At 61.2% G+C, this 21,750-nt stretch carries 21 protein-coding genes and 2 tRNA genes; 15 read left to right on the top strand and 8 right to left on the bottom strand.

All coding sequences use genetic code 11. From position 1 onward, the window contains the following. The first annotated feature begins 266 nt into the window (after positions 1 to 266). The 5 genes from ABCR88_RS06565 (at position 267) to ABCR88_RS06545 (ending at position 5,558) form a co-directional block, all read left to right on the top strand. Positions 267 to 343, top strand: a tRNA-Met gene (locus ABCR88_RS06565). 202 nt (positions 344 to 545) lie between these two features. Beyond that, positions 546 to 622 (top strand) — tRNA-Met (locus ABCR88_RS06560). 277 nt (positions 623 to 899) lie between these two features. Beyond that, complete coding sequence (gene mprF, locus ABCR88_RS06555; RefSeq protein ID WP_041116286.1) at positions 900 to 3,548, top strand: bifunctional lysylphosphatidylglycerol flippase/synthetase MprF; 2,649 nt, start codon at positions 900 to 902, stop codon at positions 3,546 to 3,548. Then, positions 3,548 to 4,846, top strand: a complete 1,299-nt coding sequence (locus ABCR88_RS06550; RefSeq protein WP_350404251.1) for an AcvB/VirJ family lysyl-phosphatidylglycerol hydrolase — start codon at positions 3,548 to 3,550, stop codon at positions 4,844 to 4,846. The genes mprF and ABCR88_RS06550 overlap by 1 nt, the downstream gene beginning before the upstream one ends. Positions 4,847 to 5,282: 436 nt before the next feature. Next, positions 5,283 to 5,558 (top strand): DUF3077 domain-containing protein, encoded by a 276-nt coding sequence (locus ABCR88_RS06545; RefSeq protein ID WP_350023667.1) that lies wholly within the window; start codon positions 5,283 to 5,285, stop codon positions 5,556 to 5,558. Between the two features lie 168 nt (positions 5,559 to 5,726). On the opposite strand, the gene ABCR88_RS06540 is transcribed toward ABCR88_RS06545, so the two are convergent. Beyond that, entirely contained in the window at positions 5,727 to 7,628 is a 1,902-nt protein-coding gene (locus ABCR88_RS06540; RefSeq protein ID WP_041116282.1) for a potassium transporter Kup, read from the bottom strand. A gap of 321 nt (positions 7,629 to 7,949) precedes the next feature. Here ABCR88_RS06540 and rimO point away from each other — a divergent pair, with 321 nt between their 5' ends. From rimO to tsaA, 6 genes are all read left to right on the top strand, one after another. Continuing rightward, on the top strand, positions 7,950 to 9,287 hold the full coding sequence (gene rimO / locus ABCR88_RS06535; RefSeq protein ID WP_011059594.1) for a 30S ribosomal protein S12 methylthiotransferase RimO: 1,338 nt from the start codon (positions 7,950 to 7,952) through the stop codon (positions 9,285 to 9,287). 117 nt (positions 9,288 to 9,404) lie between these two features. Then, the gene (locus ABCR88_RS06530) at positions 9,405 to 9,878 is read left to right on the top strand and encodes a GNAT family N-acetyltransferase (RefSeq protein ID WP_152686002.1); all 474 of its coding nucleotides are present in this window, start codon (positions 9,405 to 9,407) and stop codon (positions 9,876 to 9,878) included. An 82-nt stretch (positions 9,879 to 9,960) separates the two neighbouring features. Then, a complete protein-coding gene (locus tag ABCR88_RS06525) occupies positions 9,961 to 10,671 on the top strand; it encodes an rRNA pseudouridine synthase (RefSeq protein WP_015634380.1) in 711 nt (236 codons plus the stop codon). 66 nt (positions 10,672 to 10,737) lie between these two features. Continuing rightward, a complete protein-coding gene (locus ABCR88_RS06520; protein ID WP_011059591.1) occupies positions 10,738 to 11,199 on the top strand; it encodes a DUF1456 family protein in 462 nt (153 codons plus the stop codon). A 127-nt stretch (positions 11,200 to 11,326) separates the two neighbouring features. Beyond that, the gene (locus tag ABCR88_RS06515) at positions 11,327 to 12,097 is read left to right on the top strand and encodes an SDR family oxidoreductase (protein ID WP_053149360.1); all 771 of its coding nucleotides are present in this window, start codon (positions 11,327 to 11,329) and stop codon (positions 12,095 to 12,097) included. 117 nt (positions 12,098 to 12,214) lie between these two features. After that, positions 12,215 to 12,910 carry a tRNA (N6-threonylcarbamoyladenosine(37)-N6)-methyltransferase TrmO gene (tsaA, locus tag ABCR88_RS06510; RefSeq protein WP_041116273.1) on the top strand — a complete coding sequence of 232 codons (696 nt, stop codon included), beginning with the start codon at positions 12,215 to 12,217 and terminating at the stop codon, positions 12,908 to 12,910. A gap of 119 nt (positions 12,911 to 13,029) precedes the next feature. Here the strand turns inward: tsaA and fpr are convergent, their stop codons facing one another. Next, positions 13,030 to 13,809, bottom strand: a complete 780-nt coding sequence (gene fpr / locus ABCR88_RS06505) for a ferredoxin-NADP reductase (RefSeq protein WP_003198368.1) — start codon at positions 13,807 to 13,809, stop codon at positions 13,030 to 13,032. 119 nt (positions 13,810 to 13,928) lie between these two features. Here fpr and ABCR88_RS06500 point away from each other — a divergent pair, with 119 nt between their 5' ends. Next, positions 13,929 to 14,855, top strand: coding sequence for a LysR family transcriptional regulator (locus ABCR88_RS06500; protein ID WP_011059588.1), 927 nt, complete (start codon positions 13,929 to 13,931; stop codon positions 14,853 to 14,855). Position 14,856: 1 nt separating this feature from the next. On the opposite strand, the gene ABCR88_RS06495 is transcribed toward ABCR88_RS06500, so the two are convergent. Beyond that, a complete protein-coding gene (locus ABCR88_RS06495) occupies positions 14,857 to 15,219 on the bottom strand; it encodes a diacylglycerol kinase (RefSeq protein WP_011059587.1) in 363 nt (120 codons plus the stop codon). 75 nt (positions 15,220 to 15,294) lie between these two features. Further along, positions 15,295 to 15,945 carry a response regulator transcription factor ErdR gene (gene erdR / locus ABCR88_RS06490; protein ID WP_350404250.1) on the bottom strand — a complete coding sequence of 217 codons (651 nt, stop codon included), beginning with the start codon at positions 15,943 to 15,945 and terminating at the stop codon, positions 15,295 to 15,297. Positions 15,946 to 16,183: 238 nt separating this feature from the next. On the opposite strand from erdR, the gene ABCR88_RS06485 reads away from it, so the two are divergent. Beyond that, complete coding sequence (locus ABCR88_RS06485) at positions 16,184 to 17,089, top strand: DMT family transporter (RefSeq protein ID WP_041116271.1); 906 nt, start codon at positions 16,184 to 16,186, stop codon at positions 17,087 to 17,089. Here the strand turns inward: ABCR88_RS06485 and ABCR88_RS06480 are convergent. Next, complete coding sequence (locus ABCR88_RS06480; RefSeq protein WP_011059584.1) at positions 17,073 to 17,783, bottom strand: tRNA-uridine aminocarboxypropyltransferase; 711 nt, start codon at positions 17,781 to 17,783, stop codon at positions 17,073 to 17,075. The two genes, ABCR88_RS06485 and ABCR88_RS06480, sit on opposite strands and share 17 nt — an antisense overlap. 191 nt (positions 17,784 to 17,974) lie before the next feature. On the opposite strand from ABCR88_RS06480, the gene ABCR88_RS06475 reads away from it, so the two are divergent. Then, positions 17,975 to 18,400 (top strand): quorum-sensing-regulated virulence factor family protein, encoded by a 426-nt coding sequence (locus ABCR88_RS06475; RefSeq protein ID WP_011059583.1) that lies wholly within the window; start codon positions 17,975 to 17,977, stop codon positions 18,398 to 18,400. On the opposite strand, the gene ABCR88_RS06470 is transcribed toward ABCR88_RS06475, so the two are convergent. Next, positions 18,401 to 18,595 (bottom strand): hypothetical protein, encoded by a 195-nt coding sequence (locus ABCR88_RS06470; RefSeq protein ID WP_041116270.1) that lies wholly within the window; start codon positions 18,593 to 18,595, stop codon positions 18,401 to 18,403. Positions 18,596 to 19,038: 443 nt separating this feature from the next. Here ABCR88_RS06470 and ABCR88_RS06465 point away from each other — a divergent pair, with 443 nt between their 5' ends. Continuing rightward, entirely contained in the window at positions 19,039 to 20,157 is a 1,119-nt protein-coding gene (locus tag ABCR88_RS06465) for an LOG family protein (RefSeq protein ID WP_041116268.1), read from the top strand. A gap of 40 nt (positions 20,158 to 20,197) precedes the next feature. Here ABCR88_RS06465 and recX read toward each other — a convergent pair whose 3' ends face one another. Continuing rightward, the gene (recX, locus tag ABCR88_RS06460) at positions 20,198 to 20,665 is read right to left on the bottom strand and encodes a recombination regulator RecX (protein ID WP_041116266.1); all 468 of its coding nucleotides are present in this window, start codon (positions 20,663 to 20,665) and stop codon (positions 20,198 to 20,200) included. A gap of 8 nt (positions 20,666 to 20,673) precedes the next feature. Further along, positions 20,674 to 21,726 carry a recombinase RecA gene (gene recA / locus ABCR88_RS06455; protein ID WP_011059579.1) on the bottom strand — a complete coding sequence of 351 codons (1,053 nt, stop codon included), beginning with the start codon at positions 21,724 to 21,726 and terminating at the stop codon, positions 20,674 to 20,676. Positions 21,727 to 21,750: the final 24 nt, after the last annotated feature.

Below are 21,750 nucleotides of genomic sequence, written 5' to 3'. Positions count from 1 at the left end.
TCGCAATGAAAGCAGAAGGCAAGTATCTACCGACACCTGTATATAGCACCAGTACCTTGCATCTTCGCGCTGACCTTCATCAGGCCCGGCTGAATTTATTTGCTCAATGACAACAACGCCTTCAATAGAGCTGCAAGCCCCGTTCTAGCTAGGCCCGAGCCTTCCGAAAAGCCCCTTCAAGGAAGCTAAGCGATTGAACCGGAAGCAATTTTCAAAATTTAATGATTGACAGGATCTGCCAGCTCTGTAGAATTCGGCCACACAGACGCGGGATGGAGCAGTCTGGTAGCTCGTCGGGCTCATAACCCGAAGGTCGTCGGTTCAAATCCGGCTCCCGCAACCAAACATCAAAAAAGGCTACTCGAAAGAGTGGCCTTTTTTGTGCGTGCCTGTTTTGTACTACTCCCTCTCAAACATGGCACAGGCAAAACTCTTTAGCTGTCGATGACTTAAGAGACAGAACTGGCCATTCGACGTTTATTTGACCTATTGGACCATTAACGGTTGACACTCAGTCGTTCGCCTGTAGAATGCCGCCACACAGACGCGGGATGGAGCAGTCTGGTAGCTCGTCGGGCTCATAACCCGAAGGTCGTCGGTTCAAATCCGGCTCCCGCAACCAAACATCAAAAAAGGCTGCTCGAAAGAGTGGCCTTTTTTGTATCTGTTGAAAAAGTCCTTTCGCAACAATGACCTGGCAAAGTGTTGCGAGCCGTTAGCGATGCTTCGACCCTTCAAGATGCGAGCTATGCTCTGTCTCGAGCGACCACCCGGTGGCCATTGCCCAGGGTCGCCGGGCCACGGTGAGACGCGTTAATATTTGAAACTATTTTTTCTACAGGGATTGGTAACTTGGCTGGATACCCCCATCCTGTCGCGCACAATCCACGAGGTGATTGATGCGCGCCAACACGTCTGATTCACAAGACAGCGATACCACTACCGCCACTCAACCTGTGACAGCCACTCGCTTGCGCTGGCTGGACCTGTTGAGCAAGTACCGCCAACCCCTGGGCCTGGCCATAACCCTGCTGCTGTTCGCCATTGCCCTGATCGCTTGCCGTCACCTGCTCAGCGAGCTGGACTTCTACGCCCTGCACGATTCGATCCTCGAGGTGCCCAAGCCGGCCCTGCTCGGCGCCTTGGGCGCGACCATCGTCGGCTTCATCATTCTGCTGGGGTACGAGTGGTCCGCCAGCCGTTACGCCGGGGTCAACCTGCCCGGCCGCACCCTGGCCCTGGGCGGCTTCACCGCTTTCGCCATCGGCAACGCCATCGGTCTGTCGCTGCTATCCGGCGGTTCGGTACGTTATCGCCTGTATGCACGTCACGGGCTGGGGGCCTCCGACGTTGCACACATGACCCTGTTTGCCAGCCTCTCTCTGGGTTGTGCCTTGCCACCGCTGGCGGCCCTGGCCACCCTGAGCAACTTGCCGGCAGCCTCGGCGGCCCTGCGCCTGCCTGAAAGCCTGCTGGCCGGCATTGCCATTGCCGTCCTGCTGCTGGGCGCGGTACTGGCGGTCGGTATCTATCGCCGACGCCTGCCGGAGCAGCCCCTGCGCGACAACCTGCTGGTCCGGGTCGGGCGCCGCACCCTGCGCCTGCCTGGACGCCGCCTGACCTTCCTGCAACTGATCATCACCGCCCTGGACGTCGCCGCAGCCGCCACCGTGCTCTACCTGCTGCTGCCGGAGGCACCGCCGTTCGGCGCCTTCCTGCTGGTGTACCTGCTGGCCCTGGCCGCTGGTGTGCTCAGCCATGTGCCCGGCGGCGTCGGGGTGTTCGAAGCCATCCTGCTGGCGGCGTTCGCCGACAAGCTCGGTGCCGCGCCCCTGGCGGCAGCATTGCTGCTGTATCGCCTGATCTACGTGGTGCTGCCGATGCTGGTGGCCTGCGTCCTGCTGCTGATCAACGAAGCCCAGCGCCTGTTCCAGACCCGGCAATCCCTGCGGGTAGCTTCCGGCTTGGCGGCGCCGATCCTGGCGGTGCTGGTGTTCCTCTCGGGCGTGGTGCTGCTGTTCTCCGGCGCCACCCCGGAAATCGATACCCGTCTGCAGCACATCGGCTTCCTGATTCCCCACCGCCTGGTGGACGCTTCGCACTTCGGCGCCAGCCTGATCGGCGTGCTCTGCCTGCTGCTGGCCCAAGGCCTGCGCCGTCGCCTGTCCGCCGCCTGGATGCTCACCACCATTCTGTTGCTGGTGGGCGCCCTGCTCTCGCTGCTTAAAGGCTTTGACTGGGAAGAAGCCTGCCTGATGACCCTCACCGCCAGCCTGCTGGCCGTTTTCCGGCGCTCGTTCTATCGCCCCAGCCGCCTCACCGAACTGCCCTTCTCGCCGCTGTACCTGGTGGCCAGCGTCTGCGTGCTCGGGGCCTCCATCTGGCTGCTGCTGTTCGCCTATCAGGACGTGCCCTACAGTCACCAACTGTGGTGGCAGTTCACCCTCGACGCCGACGCCCCCCGGGGCCTGCGCTCGCTGTTGGGAGCTGCGGTGCTGTTGCTGGTGGTGTCCCTGACCTGGCTGCTGCGCACCGCACGCCCGGTCATCCATCTGCCCACCAGCGACGAGTTGGACAAGGCCGCGAAGATCCTCATGGCCTCCTCTCAACCCGATGGTGGCCTGGCCCTGACCGGGGACAAGGCGCTGCTGTTCCACCCCAACGACGACGCCTTCCTGATGTACGCTCGCCGCGGCCGCAGCCTGGTGGCGCTGTACGACCCCATCGGCCCGACCCAGCAGCGCGCGGAAATGATCTGGCAGTTCCGCGACCTGTGCGACCTGCACCACGCGCGCCCGGTGTTCTACCAGGTACGGGCGGAGAACCTGCCCTACTACATGGACATCGGCCTGACCGCGATCAAGCTCGGTGAAGAGGCCCGGGTTGACCTCAAGCGCTTTGATCTCGAAGCCAAGGGCAAAGAGATGAAGGACCTGCGCTACACCTGGAACCGTGGCACCCGCGACGGCCTGTCGCTGGAGATCCACGAACCCGGCCAAGCGCCGATGGACGAGCTGAAGGTGATCTCCGACGCCTGGCTGACCGGCAAGAATGTCCGCGAGAAAGGCTTTTCCCTGGGCCGTTTCAGCGACGACTACCTGAAGCACTTCCGCATCGCCATCATTCGTTTTGAAGGACGCCCGGTGGCCTTCGCCAACCTGCTCGAGACCTACGGCCATGACCTGGCCAGCCTCGACTTGATGCGCGCGCACCCGGACGCGCCGAAGCTGACCATGGAGTTCATGATGGTCGGCCTGATCCAGCATTATAAAAATCATGGATACGCCCGCTTCAGCCTGGGCATGGTGCCGCTGTCCGGCCTGCAACCCCGCCGTGGCGCACCGCTGACCCAACGCCTCGGCTCGATGGTCTTCCGTCGCGGCGAGCAACTGTATAACTTCCAAGGCTTGCGCCGCTTCAAAGACAAGTTCCAGCCCGACTGGGAACCCCGTTACATGGCCGTGCCGGCCGGGCTCGACCCGCTGGTGGCACTGGCCGACACCGCCGCCCTGATCGCAGGCGGCCTGACTGGATTGGTGAAACGCTGATGATTCAACGCTCTTGGCGGTATCTGCTGGCCACACTGGTGGTGCTGGCTTTGATTGCGGGTGGCGGCTACTGGTGGTGGAACCGTCCCGCCCCTGAACCCACCCTGGAACAACTGACCCAGGCCGACGGTTCGACCCTGACCCGAGTGACCCCAGGCACCAAGGCCAAGGCCCGGGTAGTGGTGGCGGTGCTGCCTGATTCGACCCTGACCGACAAACAACTGCTGGCCCTGAGCCGCAGCGGCGCGGCGCAGATCGTCCAGGTGATCCTGCCCAAGGACGATTGCAAACTGCAGGAACAAGCCCTGCAAGGTGCCCTGCCCCAGCTCAACGGCCCAGCCACCCTAGTCAGCGGGATTGGCCCGGGCGCCGCCCTGGCCTGGCGCTGGATCGCCTCCCAGAACGACGACAAGGCCCAGGCAGTGTCAGTTGGCTTCACCATCAACCCGGCCCCGGGCTGCACCGATCCGTTGCCCAAGACCCTGGCCCACGGCCATTGGCTGGTGGCCTGGAACGACAACCCCGACGATGAAAGCGCCGGTTTCGTCCGCGACACCCCCAACGCCACCACCAGCATCAGCGACTACGACATTCACCTGCCGCAAGTGCTGAACAATGAGCTGCGCAAACTGCTGGTAGGCTCGGACAACGGCGGCCTGAACATTCCCGTGGTGGAAGTACCGGCCGGCCAGACCAAGGACACCGTGACCCTGTTCCTCTCCGGCGACGGCGGCTGGCGCGACCTGGACCGTGACGTGGCGGGTGAAATGGCCAAGATCGGCTACCCGGTGGTGGGCATCGACACCCTGCGCTACTACTGGCAGCACAAGACGCCTGAGCAAAGCGCCGTCGACCTCACCGAGCTGATGCAACACTACCGGCAGAAGTGGGGCACCAAGCGCTTCGTGCTGACCGGCTACTCCTTCGGCGCCGACGTGCTGCCAGCGATCTACAACCGCCTGCCGGAAGCCGAACAGCAGCGCATCGACGCCATTATCCTGCTGGCCTTCGCCCGTACCGGCAGCTTCGAGATCGAAGTCGAAGGTTGGCTGGGCAATGCCGGCAAGGAAGCCGCCACCGGCCCGGAAATGGCCAAGCTCCCCGCCGCCAAGGTGGTGTGCATCTACGGTGAGGAAGAAGTCGACGAAAGCGGTTGCACCGACAAGACTGCGGTCGGTGAAGCCATGAAGCTGCCGGGCGGCCATCACTTCGATGAGAACTACCCGGCGCTGGCCAAGCGCCTGGTGGACGCCATCGAAAAGCGCCAGACCAAGGATCAGGCCACCGCTCAAGAGTGAGCTGAGCCTAGCCCGACAAAGCCCCCGCAGCCTCAGGTTGCAGGGGCTTTTTTACATCAGCTGTCTAGTTACCTCGTTGAAGCGCGCGTAATGGCGGATGACTCCCGCGCAGCTTGTAGGCAAACTCCGAGAGTTGTGTAGGGGGTGCGTTTTGGGCACTTTGCTGCCTTGCTGGCCTGCGCTTCGACGGGCTAGGCTCCGGGTGTCGCTGAGCATTCAGCGGCCGGGCTTGGAAACCCGAAGAGTCTGGGCAACTAGCACCCCATAGTGATTGCAGGCGAATTTAGCACCTGCAATCCATCTGTTATGGCGGCTGTGCGTGGGAGACCTTCGGGTCTGCCGGTTTCCTGGATTCCCGGTTTTCCAACCTGCGTACAGCTGCCACCCATTCGCTTGGAAACGAACGCGGTAGCTCCTCAAATTCAGGAGTTGGACCATGAACAATGCGAACCCGCCTCAACTGTCAGATCTGAAAACTATCGGCTTAAGCACTTTCCTTTACTGCTCGGAACGCCCGCTGTTCCAGGTCAGCCCCGGCCTGCCCATTGGCGAAGCCCTGGCCCAAGCCTCCGACCTGCTGTCCCTGGCCAAGGCCTTTGCCGAGGACGCCGCCTACAGCAAGGACAGCGACCGTCACGCCTGGGCGGCGCACTACCTGACCACCATCGGCAAGGCGGTCGTGGACGATGTGGTGCAGGCGCTAGCCGCGTAAAGACCAGGGGCGATCTCGGGGCCGGAGGGCTCCGGGAGAAACCGTCCAGTCATCAGCATCGATGTCGGCTACCAGTCCGTCATCGCGAGCAAGCCCGCTCCTACAGAACCGTAGAAACGAAAAAGCCCCCGCTGCCGCAAGGCAACGGGGGCTTTTGTCTGGTCAGGATTACATCTCGACCTGAGTACCCAGCTCGATCACCCGGTTCACCGGCAGCTTGAAGAAGCGCAGGTTGCCGTTGGCGTTCTTCAACATGAAGGCGAACAACGCTTCGCGCCAGCGGGCCATGCCCACCAGTTTGGAGGCGATCACGGTCTCACGACTGAGGAAGTAGGTGGTGCGCATGGGGCTGAAGTCCAGCTCGTCCAGGTGGCACAGTTTCAGGGCTTCCGGGACGTCCGGTTCATCGGTGAAACCAAAGTGCAGGATCACCCGGAAGAAGCCTTCGCCGTAGGAATCCACTTCGAAGCGCCGCTGTGCAGGTACACGCGGAATATCCTCGTAGACCACCGTCAACAGCACCACTTGTTCGTGCAGCACCTGGTTATGCAGCAGGTTGTGCAGCAAGGCGTGGGGCACGGCGTCCGGACGGGCGGTGAGGAACACGGCGGTGCCTTGTACCCGATGCGGCGGCTGTACGCGGATGCTGCCGATAAAGATTGGCAGCGGCAGCCCACCTTCGTCCAGGCGGTCCACCAGCAATTCCTTGCCGCGCTTCCAGGTGGTCATGAGGATGAACAGCACGATCCCCGCCAGTACCGGGAAGGCGCCGCCCTGGAAGATCTTCGGCACGTTGGCGGCGAAGAACAGCCCGTCCACCAGCAGGAAACCCACCAAAAGCGGCACCACCAGCATCGGCGGCCACTTCCACAGCAGCAGGATCACCGCCGACACCAGGATGCTGGTAATCAGCATGGTCCCGGTCACCGCCACGCCGTAGGCCGAAGCCAGGGCACCGGAGGACTCGAAACCGAGCACCAGCAGGATCACACCCACCATCAGCGCCCAGTTCACCGCGCCGATGTAGATCTGCCCCTGCTCGGCGCTGGAGGTGTGCTGAATGTGCATCCGCGGGATGTAACCCAACTGGATTGCTTGGCGAGTCAGGGAGAAAGCCCCGGAAATCACCGCCTGGGACGCGATCACTGTGGCCAGGGTGGCCAGCACCACCAGCGGAATCAGGGCCCAGCTCGGCGCCAGCAGGTAGAAGGGGTTGCGGGCGGCTTCAGGGTTTTCCAGCAGCAGCGCGCCCTGGCCGAAGTAGTTCAGCACCAGCGCCGGCAACACCAGGGCAAACCAGGCCCGGGCAATGGGCTTGCGCCCAAAGTGCCCCATGTCGGCGTACAAGGCTTCGGCACCGGTCAATGCCAGAACCACCGCCCCGAGGATGGCGACCCCCATGCCCGGATGGACAATGAAGAAGCGCACGCCCCACATCGGGTTCAACGCCTGCAACACCTCGGGGTGCTGGAGAATGCCATTGACCCCCAGCCCGCCCAGAACCACGAACCAGGCCACCATCACCGGGCCAAACAGCTTGCCGATGCGATCAGTGCCGTGTTTCTGGATCAGGAACAAAGCCACCAGTACCACCAGCGCCATCGGCACTACCCAATGCTCCAGGCCGCTGAATGCCAGCTCCAGGCCCTCGACCGCTGACAGCACGGAAATCGCCGGGGTGATCATGCTGTCGCCATAGAACAGCGCCGCCCCGATCAGGCCCAGAATCACCAGCATCGAACGCAAGCGTGGATAGGAACCGGAAGCCCGCCTGGCCAGCGCGGTCAGGGCCATGATGCCGCCCTCGCCCTGGTTGTCGGCCCGCAGGACGAACAGCACGTACTTGATCGAGACGACCCAGACCAACGACCAGAAAATCAGGGCCAGGATGCCAAACACCCCGTCGTGATTGACCTGAACCCCATAATGGCCGGCAAACACCTCCTTGAGGGTGTAGAGCGGACTGGTGCCGATATCGCCATACACCACCCCGACCGCCGCCACCAGCATCCCCAGAGGCTTGCCCCCGGAGTGCTCGCCACTCGCCGCCTGACTACTTGCCTGACCCATCAATGACTCCTACTACTCAAGACCGGGGCTTCTTATATAGAAAGCGCAAGGTTATACAAGCGCTATTCTCTTAAGTTGCGCAGTTTGCCATGTAATTTGCAGATTCTTATTACCACTAAGGCACCAACTAACACCGTATGAAAGCAACCGGGCATAACGGGACGAAGCATAGTCCAGCGCTCGTCGTATTTCCCCCGCATAAAGCTGGTCAAGCGCTTCGACCATCGCTAGAATTGCGCACTTTTTGATCAGAGGCGCAGCCAGCGCCCAACCGTCGCACTTGCCCCCCAAGTGGCTCGACACCCAATACCGAGGTTAGACATGTCCACCCCCTCCGCGCCGGCCAACCCGAAAGTCGGCTTCGTATCCCTGGGTTGCCCAAAAGCTCTGGTCGACTCCGAGCGCATCCTCACTCAACTGCGCATGGAAGGCTATGACGTGGTCTCCACCTACCAGGACGCCGACGTCGTGGTGGTCAACACCTGCGGTTTCATCGACTCGGCCAAGGCCGAATCCCTGGAAGTGATCGGCGAAGCCATCAAGGAAAACGGCAAGGTCATCGTCACCGGCTGCATGGGCGTGGAAGAAGGCAATATCCGTGACGTGCACCCTAGCGTGCTGGCGGTCACCGGCCCGCAACAGTACGAGCAGGTGGTCAACGCCGTGCACGAAGTGGTGCCACCGAAACAGGACCACAACCCGCTGATCGACCTGGTGCCGCCGCAAGGCATCAAGCTGACCCCGCGGCACTACGCCTACCTGAAGATTTCCGAAGGCTGCAACCACAGCTGCAGCTTCTGCATCATCCCGTCGATGCGCGGCAAGCTGGTCAGCCGCCCGGTGGGCGATGTGCTCGACGAAGCCCAGCGCCTGGTCAAGTCCGGGGTCAAGGAACTGCTGGTGATCTCCCAGGACACCAGCGCCTATGGCGTCGACGTCAAGTACCGCACCGGCTTCTGGAACGGCGCGCCGGTGAAGACCCGCATGACCGAGCTCTGCGAAGCCCTGAGCACCCTGGGCGTATGGGTTCGCCTGCACTACGTGTACCCCTACCCGCACGTGGACGAGCTGATTCCGCTGATGGCCGCCGGCAAGATCCTGCCGTACCTGGACATCCCGTTCCAACATGCCAGCCCGAAAGTGCTCAAGGCCATGAAGCGCCCGGCCTTCGAAGACAAGACCCTGGCGCGAATCAAGAACTGGCGCGAGATCTGCCCTGAACTGATCATCCGTTCGACCTTTATCGTCGGCTTCCCGGGCGAAACCGAAGAAGATTTCCAGTATCTGCTGAACTGGCTGACCGAAGCCCAACTGGACCGCGTCGGCTGCTTCCAGTACTCGCCGGTGGAAGGCGCTCCAGCCAACGACCTTGACCTGGAAGTGGTCCCGGACGAGGTCAAGCAGGACCGTTGGGAGCGCTTCATGGCGCACCAGCAGGAAATCAGCTCGGCACGCCTGCAACAGCGCATCGGCAAGGAAATCGAAGTGCTGATCGATGAAGTCGACGAGAATGGCGCCGTGGGCCGCTGCTTCTTCGATGCCCCGGAAATCGACGGCAATGTGTTCATCGACGGCGCGGGCGACCTGAAGCCGGGCGACAAGGTCTGGTGCCGGGTGACCGACGCCGACGAATACGACCTCTGGGCCGAAACCCTGTAAGGCGTAAAAAAACTGCCAAGCCCCGCTCTCGCCACGAGATGCGGGGCTTTTTTCGGTCTATCGTTTGCTCTGCCAGGCCTGCAATCACTGCGGCCTATCACTTCAGGGGCAGGCGGCATGCGCCAACACTCGGTCGTGCATACACCCAAACTCAGCGATTACCCGGAACTGACCCAGGTCTGGGAAGCCTCGGTACGTGCCACCCACGACTTTCTCCCGGACAGCTATATAGAGTTGCTGCGCAAACTGGTGCTGACCCGCTACCTGGACGCGGTGATGCTGATCTGCACCCGCGATGCACGCCAGCGCATCACCGGCTTTGCCGGGGTCGCGGCGGGCAAGGTGGAAATGCTCTTCATCGACCCGGCCCACCGGGGCCGAGGCCTGGGCCGCCAGCTGCTGCAGTACGCGGTGGAACACCTCAATGCCCAGCAGTTGGACGTCAACGAGCAGAACCCCCAAGCCCTGGGCTTCTACTTCAAGCAAGGCTTCGAAGTGGTCGGCCGCTCTGAGCAGGACGGTATGGGCCAGCCCTACCCGTTGCTGCACATGCGCCTGAAACAACCACAACTGCAGGCCCGACGCGGCTAAAAGCCACAGCCGGCAAATGGACCCGCGATTAACCGGCGCCAGGCAGGTACAATAGCTGCCCTCTTTTGTTACGGCCCCTGTCATGACTGACCCGATTCGTCTCTCCAAACGCCTCATCGAACTGGTCGGCTGCTCCCGCCGGGAGGCTGAGCTGTTCATCGAGGGCGGCTGGGTCACCGTAGACGGCGAAGTCATCGACGAACCGCAGTTCAAGGTTGGCGCGCAAACCGTCGCTCTGGACCCCGAGGCCAAGGCCACTGCACCGGAGCCGGTGACCATTCTGCTCAACGTGCCCGCCGGCCAGGACCTGGACAGCGCCATGCAGTCCATTGGCGCCGACAGCCTGTCCGAAGAACACCGCTACGGCAAACGTCCATTGCGCGGGCATTTCCTGCGCCTGACCGCCAGCGATGACCTGCAGCCCAACGCCAGCGGCTTGCTGGTGTTCACTCAGGACTGGAAAGTGCTGCGCAAGCTGACTGCCGACGCGGCCAAGATCGAGCAGGAATACGTGGTCGAGGTCGAAGGCGAGATGATCGACCACGGGCTCAACCGCCTGAACCACGGCCTGACCTACAAAGGCCGCGAGCTGCCACCGGTAAAAGCCAGCTGGCAGAACGAGAACCGCCTGCGCTTCGCCATGAAGAACCCGCAGCCGGGCGTGATTGCGCTGTTTTGCCAGGCCGTCGGCCTCAAGGTCGTCGCCATCCGCCGCATACGAGTCGGCGGCGTGTCCATCGGCAAGGTGCCGCTGGGCCAGTGGCGCTACCTGTCGGCCAAAGAGAAGTTCTAAAGCCGCCCCCATTCAGACGCCGTGCCCTGGCGCGGCGCTCCACGCGCATTGATCAGGACTGTAACCATGATTCATAACGATGTACTGCGCAGCGTGCGCTACATGCTCGACATCAGCGACAAGAAGGTCGTCGAGATCATCAAGCTCACCGGCTTCAAGGTCAGCCTGGACGATGTCGTCAGCTACCTGAAGAAGGATGAGGAAGAAGGTTTTGTGCATTGCCCGGACGAAGTCATGGCGCACTTCCTCGATGGCCTGGTGATCTTCAAGCGCGGCAAGGACGAAAGCCGTCCCCCGCTGCCGATCGAACTGCCGGTCACCAACAACATCATTCTGAAGAAGCTGCGAGTGGCCTTCGAACTCAAGGAAGACGACATGCACGCCGTGCTCAAGGCGGCCGACTTCCCGGTGTCCAAGCCGGAACTGAGCGCGCTGTTCCGCAAGTTCGGCCACACCAACTACCGCCCGTGCGGCGATCAGCTGCTGCGCAACTTTCTCAAGGGCCTGACCCTGCGCGTACGCGGCTGAACCCCTTGCGCGGCCGCTGTACATTCTTAGCGGCCCTGATGAGCCGCTATTGCCCCAGGCAATAGTGGCTCCCCGGCAAGCGCCTGAGGACTAGGGTAGGCACACACCTATCTGCTCAGGACTTCCCATGCATCCCTATTTCTCCCTGCAAGGCCGCACCGCCCTGGTGACCGGCGGCACCCGTGGTATCGGCAAGATGATTGCCAAGGCCTTTGTCGAAGCCGGCGCCCGGGTGTATATCTGCGCCCGTGATCCCGACGCCTGCCAGCAGGTCGCCGAGGAACTGGCCGCATTCGGAGAGTGCCGGGGGCTGGCCGCCAACCTGGCCAGTGAGGAAGGCGTGCAGCAGCTTGCCGCCACTTTGGGCCAGCAACTCGACTCCCTGGACATCCTGGTGAACAACGCCGGCACGACCTGGGGCGCGCCACTGGAAAGCTACCCGGCCAAGGGTTGGGAAAAGGTCATGCAATTGAACGTGACTTCGGTGTTCAGCTGTATCCAGCAGTTGCTGCCGCTGCTGCGCCGTGCCGGCTCGGCGGCCCATCCGGCCCGCATCATCAATATCGGCTCGGTGGCCGGAATCAGCTCCTTCGGCGAACAGGCCTACGCCTATGGCCCGAGCAAGGCGGCGCTGCACCAGATGTCGCGGATCCTCGCCCGGGAGCTGGTGAGCCAGCACATCAACGTCAATGTCATCGCGCCGGGACGTTTTCCCAGCAAGATGACTCAGCACATCGGTAACGATGAACAGGCCCTGGCCGAAGACGTGGCGCTGATCCCGATGAAACGCTGGGGCCGGGAAGAGGAAATGGCCGCCCTGGCCATCAGCCTGGCAAGCACTGCGGGGGCCTACATGACCGGCAACATCATTCCTCTGGATGGCGGCTTCAGTCTCTGATCGATGTTGTGCAATTCGCCGGCAAGCCGGCTCCTACAGGTGGCGCGGGTGTTGTAGGAGCTGGCTTGCCAGCGAACGGGTTATCATGCCCTCCCCTTACAGCCTCGACCCCAGAACATGACCTACAGCGTTTCCCCCATCGGCTTCGTGCGCTCCTGCTTCAAGGAGAAGTTCGCCATCCCGCGCCAACCGCAACTGGCTCCGGCCGCGCGCGGGGTGCTGGAACTGGTGGCGCCTTTCGACCAGGGCGACGCGGTGCAAGGGCTGGAGCAGGTCAGCCACGTCTGGCTGCTGTTCCTGTTTCACCAGGCTCTGGAGGACAAGCCGCGACTCAAGGTGCGCCCGCCGCGCCTGGGGGGCAACAAGTCCATGGGGGTCTTCGCCACCCGCGCGACCCATCGCCCCAACGGCATCGGCCAGTCAGTGGTCAAGCTGGACAAGGTCGAGGCCAACCGCCTGTGGATCTCCGGCATCGACCTGCTGGACGGTACGCCGATCCTAGATATCAAGCCTTACGTGCCCTACGCCGACATCATTGCCACGGCGAGCAATGAGATCGCTAGCGCCGCGCCGCAGATTATTCCGGTGCAGTGGCAGGACAATGCCCTGCAACAGGCTCAGATCCACGCTCAGCGTCTGCAGGAGCCCCTGGTGGAGCTGATCGAACAGTGCCTGGCTCAGGATCCGCGTCCGGCCTACCAGGTGCCCACGGCCGAGCGTGAGTACGGCGCCCAGTTCTGGGATCTGGACGTGCGCTGGCATTACCCAGAGCCCGGGGTGATCCGGGTGCTGGAAGTGGTTCCGGGGGGCTGAACCCCGGAAACGAAAAAGCCCGCGCTGCCTTTCCAGGCAACGCGGGCTTTTCTGTGTCTGCTAGCCGCCCAGTCGGCACCAATGCGCTGCCTGGACGGTCTTCGCGAGCACGCTCGCTCCTACTTCTCGACGAAGGCGCGTTCGATCAGGTAGTCACCCGGCTCGCGCATGCGCGGCGAAACGGTCAGGCCGAAGCTGTTGAGCACTTCGCTGGTTTCATCCAGCATGCTCGGGCTGCCGCACAGCATGGCGCGGTCGTCCTGCGGGTTGATCGGCGGCAGGCCGATGTCGCGGAACAGCTTGCCGCTGCGCATCAGGTCGGTCAGGCGGCCTTCGTTCTCGAACGGCTCGCGGGTCACGGTGGGGTAGTAGATCAGCTTTTCACGCAACGCTTCGCCGAAGAACTCGTTCTGCGGCAGGTGCTCGGTGATGAACTCGCGGTAGGCGACTTCGTTGACGTAGCGTACGCCGTGGCACAGGATCACTTTTTCGAAACGCTCGTAGGTTTCCGGATCCTGGATCACGCTCATGAACGGCGCCAGGCCGGTGCCGGTGCTGAGCAGGTACAGGTGTTTGCCGGGTTTCAAGTCATCCAGTACCAGGGTACCGGTTGGCTTCTTGCTGATGATGATCTCGTCGCCTTCCTTCAGATGCTGCAGTTGGGAAGTCAACGGACCGTCTGGAACCTTGATGCTGAAGAATTCGAGATGCTCTTCCCAGTTCGGGCTGGCAATGGAGTAGGCACGCATAAGCGGACGGCCATTAGGCTGTTGCAGGCCGATCATCACGAACTGACCGTTCTCGAAGCGCAGACCCGGATCGCGGGTGCACTTGAAGCTGAACAGAGTGTCATTCCAGTGATGAACACTGAGGACACGCTCGTGGTTCATGTTGCTCATGTACGGGGGCTCCTAGAAATTGCCTGCGCTGACCATGAGCGCAATTGCACAGCATTCTAATGGCGGCGACAATATCTGTTAACTGGATTATTAAGATAAGGGTTATCGGTTATATCGATATGCGATTTACTCTCCGTCAACTGCAAGTCTTCGTCGCCGTCGCCCAGCAAGAGAGCGTTTCTCGTGCTGCGGGGCTGCTGTCCCTGTCGCAATCGGCCGCCAGCACCTCGATCACCGAACTCGAGCGCCAATCCAGTTGCCAGCTGTTCGATCGCGCGGGCAAGCGCCTGAGCCTCAATGCCCTGGGCAAACAGCTGCTGCCACAGGCAGTGGCCCTGCTGGACCAGGCCAAGGAGATCGAAGACCTGCTCAACGGCAAGTCCGGGTTCGGCTCGCTTTCGGTGGGTGCGACCCTGACCATCGGCAACTACCTGGCCACCCTGCTGATCGGCAGTTTCATGCAGGTGCACCCGGAGAGCCAGGTGAAGCTCCATGTGCAGAACACTGCGCATATCGTGCAACAGGTGGCCCACTACGAAATTGATCTGGGTCTAATCGAGGGCGACTGCAGCCATCCGGATATCGAAGTCCAGACCTGGGTCGAAGATGAACTGGTGGTGTTCTGCGCGCCCCAGCATCCACTGGCCAAGCGCGGCCACGCCACCATGGAAGAACTGACCCATGAAGCCTGGATCCTTCGCGAACAGGGTTCCGGGACGCGCCTGACCTTTGACCAGGCCATGCGTCACCACCGCAGTGCACTGAACATCCGCCTGGAGTTGGAGCACACCGAAGCCATCAAGCGTGCGGTGGAGTCGGGGTTGGGGATTGGCTGCATTTCCCGGCTGGCCCTGCGCGATGCGTTTCGCCGCGGCAGCTTGGTGCCGGTGGAAACCCCGGGCCTGGACCTGGCCCGGCAGTTCTACTTCATCTGGCACAAGCAGAAGTACCAGACCTCGGCCATGCGCGAATTCCTGGAACTGTGTCGCGCCTTTACCGCCGGGGTGCAACGCAGCGACGAAATCGTCCTGCCAAGCATTCCCTGATTCAGATCAGGATCACTGCCCAGACGATGGTGATCATGCTCAGAGCCACAAACTGCGCCGCGCTGCCCATGTCCTTGGCGTTTTTCGACAAGGGATGACGATCCAGGGAGATACGGTCGATGGCCGCCTCCACCGCCGAATTGAGCAGCTCGACGATCAGCGCCAGCAGGCACACGGCGATCAACAGCGCACGCTCGACCCGGCTGACATTGAGCAGGAAGCTCAGGGGAATCAGGATCACATTGAGCAGCACCAACTGACGGAATGCCGCCTCGCCAGTGAACGCCGCGCGCAAGCCATCGAACGAATAGCCGGCGGCGTTAAGGATACGTTTAAGACCGGTTTGACCTTTGAAAGGCGACATAAGCTGGGCAACTGAAGAAAAAGAAGTGGGGAAGCTAGTTCAACCAAAGTCAAAAAAGCGTGAACAAACAGCCGGTTAATGGCTGGAAATTGACTCAAGTTGTTGCAAGAGCAGCGCTGCCTGGGTCCGGGTACGCACCCCGAGCTTGCGGAAGATCGCCGTCACGTGGGCCTTGATCGTGGCTTCCGACACGCTCAGCTCGTAGGCGATCTGCTTGTTCAGCAACCCTTCGCAGACCATGGTCAGAACCCGGAACTGCTGGGGCGTCAGGCTAGCCAGGCCTTCGCTGGCGGCCTTGGCTTCGGCTGAGACACTGACCTCTTCAAACGCCTGGGGCGGCCACCAGACATCACCGTTGAGCACACTGCGCACGGCCTGCTGGATGACTTCCAGGGAACTGGACTTGGGGATGAAACCGCTGGCGCCGAACTCTCTGGAGCGCACCATGACGGAGGCTTCTTCCTGCGCCGAAACCATCACCACCGGAATTTGCGGGTACTGCCCGCGCAACAGCACCAGACCGGAAAAACCGTAGGCACCGGGCATGTTCAGGTCCAGCAGGACCAGATCCCAGTCGGATTTTTCGGTGAGTCGCACTTCCAGTTCGGCAATGCTTGCCACTTCCACCAGACGCACATCAGGGCCCAGGCCCAAGGTGACAGCTTGATGCAGTGCACTGCGAAAAAGCGGGTGATCATCGGCAATCAGGATTTCGTATGTGGCCATTTTTCAAATGATCCTGTTTTTCATGGCAGGACTGATGCATTCAGCCCTCACCAAAGCAACACGGAGGCACGCCAGAATACCGCACCCAAAGAGCACGAACGCCGCGAAAAGCCTGAGCAAAACAGTGGTTCAAACAGCGCCGGCGCCCTAATCGGCGCCAAGCATGCCCAGCCAAGCCAGGGTGGTCAAGCGTGAAGCTTTGCGGCATCTTAGCTGGCTAACTAATAAGAGAGCCATCATGCGCAGCCAAGCCTTGCGTGCCGATGTCCTGATGCTGATTACCGCGGTGATCTGGGGCTCGGCGTTTGTCGCACAAACTTCCGGTATGGATCATATCGGCCCCTTCCTTTATTCCGGCCTGCGCTTCGCCCTGGGCTCACTCTGCCTCTTGCCGCTGGTGCTGCGTAAAACACCCACGGATCGTCAGCCCGAACCCTTGCTCAATCGTGGGCTGCTACTGGGCGGCGTACTCATGGGGCTGGCCCTGGCCCTGGGCATCAATCTGCAACAGGTGGGGCTGATGTTCACCACCGTCACCAATGCAGGTTTCATCACCGGGCTCTATGTCATTGTAGTGCCGCTTCTGGGGCTGCTGATTGGCCACAAGACTGGCCTGGGTACCTGGCTCGGCGCCGTGCTGGCGGTGGTGGGCATGTTCCTGCTGAGCGTCAGCGACAGCTTCCACGTTGCCTCGGGAGACTGGCTGCAGCTGATTGGCGCCTTCGTCTGGGGTGGGCACGTGATTCTGGTGGGAGTTTTCGCCGGCCGTCATGACCCGATTCGCCTGGCGTTCCTGCAATTTGCGACCTGCGCGGTGGTCAGCCTGATCCTGGCGTTGTGCCTGGAACCGCTTCGCTGGGAAGCGATTGCCGGCGCCGGGCCGGCCATTCTCTATGGCGGGGTGGTGGCCGTCGGTATCGGCTACACCTTGCAGGTGATTGCCCAAAAGGACGCAATCGCCTCTCACGCGGCAATCATTCTGTCCCTGGAAGCGGTATTTGCCGCCATTGCCGGGGCCTGGTTGCTGGATGAGTCGCTGCAGGCCCGCGGCTACATCGGCTGCGCGCTGATGCTCTGCGGCATGCTGGTAGCCCAGCTATGGCCACAAAAGCCTCATTCCAGCACGACTACACAAAGGGCTTGAGCCGGGCATGCACATCGTCATCCGGATCGATGGCCTTCTGGAACTTCGCTGACAGGTAATGGGTGCTGAACACATCGAGGTAGGCATCCAGTACCTGGCTGACCTGCTCATCGCCGGCCAGCTCCAGGCATAACGCCGCCACTTCAGCGGTACAGAAGTGATCATCACGCTTGGAGCGACGCAGCTTGTAGCGCGAGAGCTTCTCCGGGGACAGGCTGAGAACCGGCAAGTGCTCCAGGTAAGGGCTCTTGCGGAACATCTTGCGCGCCTCGCTCCAGGTAGCGTCCAGCAGAATGAACAGCGGCCGCTTGCCCTCCTCCTGCCTGACTTCGCTGACCACCCGTTCGGGCGCGACGAACTCGCCCGGAAACACGATATAGGGCTGCCACTGCGGGTCGGCCAGCAACGCCAGCAGTTGCGGATCGACCTCAGTACGCGACCAGCTGAACGCCGTCGTGTCGCCGATCACATCGGCAATCAGCCAACCGGTATTGCTCGGTTTGAGCGGTTCGACGTCGTGCATCACCAGGCACATGGCTGACCGGGCAACGACTTTCGGTCGCCAGGCACACAGGCAATGGCTGGGAATTACTCGGCAGCGGGGGCAGCGTTCAGCCCGTGAGCCACGTGCGAAAAAGGGCTTGGCCACGCGCGCCATCCGCAGATCACGTAGACGGGAAACCGCATGACTCATCGCAGGACATGCCAGCAAGAAACAGAAATCAACACGACAAACACTCAAGAGGGTAAGAAGTCGGACAAGTTTATCAGAGCTATCTGTTCAAACCTGTACCGCCCTGCGGCCTCTCCCCCTATAATTCGTCGCCACTGAACGCACAGTCGAGTGGCTGGTCGAAGCATCAGTCACTGCACCAGGAGAGTTTCATGTTGCGCTTTACCATTCCTACCGTCGCCCTTCTGCTGGCCCTGCCTCTGGGTGCCCAAGCTGCGTCCCTGCAAGAGTTCGAACTGGGCAAAATGCTGGAGAAGGTCGCTGCGGAAAGCAACGTCGGCACTCCTCGGGAAATCAACGAGAACATTCTCGACCAGGGCTATACCGTTGAAGGCAAGGAACTGATCAACCACCTCAGCGTCCAGTCTGGCCATGCCGAGCAGATGCGCGCCAACCCCAAGGCGGTGTACCTGCAACTTGGAGCAAGCGTCTGCCGTAACCCCAACTACCGCAAGCTGATGGCCAAAGGCGCCATCATGCGTTACGAGTTCACTGAAAACCGCACCAATCGCCCGGTGGCCTCGGCGCGCTTTCAGGAGTCGGATTGCCCGGCGCAAAGCACGCCCAAGAAAAAGTAATCACGAACGAGCGGCGCGCCGCTGCTGATCATCGGCGCGCAGTTCGGCGACCAGGGCCTGTAGGTATCGCGATGGCCGCTCCTGTGCTGCCAATCGGCGCCGGCACTCTTCCTCCAGGCTTATTTGATGGTCAGCGGCCGCGGCTTGCAGCAGCTGATACAACTGCGGATCAATCTCCAGCGTGACAATGGTCATCCCCTGCCTCCCTGCTCTGGCCCTGCATGGCCCAGAACCCGCTTTCTTCTCTCCGGCCCCTGCTCCTGCGCCAGACGCTGCACCTTAGTAAATCAGAGCCGTCATCCCTTGCCGCCCCTCCTGACCAGCGGTGCCAGCCTGGGGAAAACCGCGAACAAGCGGTTGCCAGCCAAGACTTTATGGGCACATGATCAAGCCATGTCCAAAACGGCTTGCGGACGGTTGAGGAGGCCGTCCTTGTGCGTCTTGCTGTGCAAATGTTCTCAAATAAAGGAAAGCAGAACCTCTGTGGATGACCCCAACACTGCCCAGCGATTGTCAGCTGTGATCGGGTCCGGAAATTCGCTCATTCGCTGGGCTGAGCAGGCAGCGACACAGGCAGTGTCGTGGCACATTCGAATATCTCGATCGTGCGCAAGGTTCTGTGCAGAAGGAGAAGCTGAATGCCTTACCAATCGAATGACCTGTTAAGTCGTCATTTTCAGAACAACGGTGTCGACCTGACGAACCAGGTCGAAGCGCAACTCAACCAGATAGCCCCCAACAGCCCGAATCTTCCTCTTTACCGCGACATGGTGCTCACCGTCCTGCGTATGGCCGAGGATGACCTCAATCGCTGGAATGCCAAGATAACCCTGCAGGCCCTGCGCGAACTGGAGCACGCCTTCCGCGTCCTGGAACAGTTCAAGGGCCGACGCAAAGTGACGGTCTTCGGCTCGGCACGCACCCCCAGTGAACACCCGCTATACGCCATGGCCCGAGAGCTGGGCGCGGCCCTGGCCCGCTCGGATCTGATGGTCATTACCGGGGCCGGCGGGGGCATCATGGCCGCCGCCCACGATGGTGCAGGCCTGGAGCACAGCTTGGGGTTCAACATCACCCTGCCTTTCGAGCAGCATGCCAACCCCACCGTTGGCGGTACGGAGAACCTGCTGTCGTTCCACTTTTTCTTCACCCGCAAGCTGTTCTTCGTCAAGGAGGCCGACGCACTGGTGCTTTGCCCAGGCGGCTTTGGCACCCTTGATGAAGCCCTGGAAGTACTGACCCTGATTCAGACCGGCAAAAGCCCGCTGGTACCCGTGGTACTGCTGGACATGCCGGGTGGACAGTTCTGGCAAGGCGCTCTGGACTTCATCCACAACCAACTGGAAGCCAATCGCTACATTCTGCCCAGTGACATGAAGCTGGTGCGCCTGGTGCACAGCACTGAAGAAGCGGTGCAGGAAATCCAGCAGTTCTATGCCAACTTCCACTCCAGCCGCTGGCTCAAGCAGCAGTTCGTCATCCGCATGAACTACAACCTCAATGAGCAGGCGCTGGAGCAGATGCAGACAGCATTCGCCGACCTGTGCCTGAGTGGCCAGTTTCAACAGCATGCCTACAGCGGGGAGGAACACGACGAAGTGCAGTTCAGCCATCTGGCGCGGCTGTCATTCGCCTTCAATGCTCGCGACAACGGTCGCCTGCGCGAGCTGATCGACTTCATCAACCTGCCGGAAAACTGGGCCAGGCCTCAGCCCCAAACAACGCAACGGGCACGAGAAACCAGCAAAGCCAACTGATCCCAGCCATAACCCGCTGCGTTATGCAGCGGGTACGGCGTCAGTCGTCCATGCCCCGGCCACTCAACAAGCGGCTGATCATGTCCATGGAATACCCGCGATAACTCAGGAAACGTCCTTGCTTGGCACGCTCTCGAGCATCCGCAGGAAACTGCCCGGCAAACTTGCGCTGCCAGACGTCACGCAATTGTTCCTGCCAATCGATACCGCACTCGCGCAGCGCAAGATCAATATCGCTGCGCTGCAAGCCGCGCTGGCCCAATTCCTCGCGAATACGCATGGGCCCGTAACCGGATCGGGCACGGTAGGAAACGAAGCTTTCGAGATAACGGGATTCGGACAGCAAGCCTTCTTCCGTCAAACGGTCAAGGGCTGCTTCGATCATTTCAGGAGGGGCGCCGCGCTGACGCAGTTTACGCGTCAGCTCGACACGACCGTGCTCGCGTCTTGCGAGCAGGTCCATTGCGGTTCGCCGCACCGCGACGAGGGTATCGAGTACGGCGGTCATTGGATCAATCAGATATCAGCGTCGGCCATATCGTCTTCGGTCTCTTTGACCGGGTTGGCTTTGACGTCTGGCGATGCAGTCAGCAGTTTTTCACGGATCTGCTTCTCCAGCGCGTTGCCGATTTCCGGGTTGTCCTGCAGGAACTTGGCCGAGTTGGCCTTGCCCTGACCGATCTTGTTGCCCTGGTAGCTGTACCAGGCACCGGATTTCTCCAGGAAGCCGTGAAGCACGCCCAGATCGATGATTTCACCGTTGAGGTAGATGCCCTTGCCGTAAAGAATCTGGAACTCGGCCTGACGGAACGGCGGAGCCACCTTGTTCTTGACGATCTTGACCCGGGTTTCACTGCCCACCACTTCGTCGCCTTCCTTCACCGCGCCGGTACGGCGGATGTCCAGACGGACCGAAGCGTAGAACTTCAGCGCGTTACCACCGGTGGTGGTTTCCGGGCTACCGAACATCACGCCGATCTTCATGCGGATCTGGTTGATGAAGATCACCAGGCAGTTGGCGTTCTTGATGTTACCGGTGATTTTGCGCAGCGCCTGGGACATCAGGCGGGCTTGCAGGCCCACGTGCATGTCGCCCATTTCGCCTTCGATTTCAGCCTTGGGCACCAGGGCCGCCACGGAGTCGACGATGATCACGTCAACCGCGTTGGAACGCACCAGCATGTCGGTGATTTCCAGGGCCTGTTCGCCGGTGTCCGGCTGGGAAACCAGCAGGTCGTCAACATTCACACCCAGCTTGCCGGCGTATTCCGGGTCCAGTGCGTGCTCGGCATCGACGAACGCACAAGTGGCACCGGCTTTCTGCGCCTGGGCAATAACCGACAGAGTCAGGGTAGTTTTACCGGACGACTCAGGGCCGTAGATTTCAACGATACGGCCTTTTGGCAGACCGCCAATGCCCAGAGCAATGTCCAGACCCAGAGAGCCGGTGGAAATGGCCGGGATCGCCTGACGGTCGTGATCGCCCATACGCATTACGGCACCCTTGCCGAATTGACGTTCGATCTGACCCAGGGCCGCAGCCAAGGCTTTCTTCTTGTTGTCGTCCATTAAAGTCCTCACGTAATCAATAAG

Source organism: Pseudomonas sp. W17, assembly GCF_040268305.1.
Lineage (GTDB): Bacteria > Pseudomonadota > Gammaproteobacteria > Pseudomonadales > Pseudomonadaceae > Aquipseudomonas > Aquipseudomonas protegens.
This window is presented reverse-complemented; position numbering and strand designations above follow the sequence as displayed.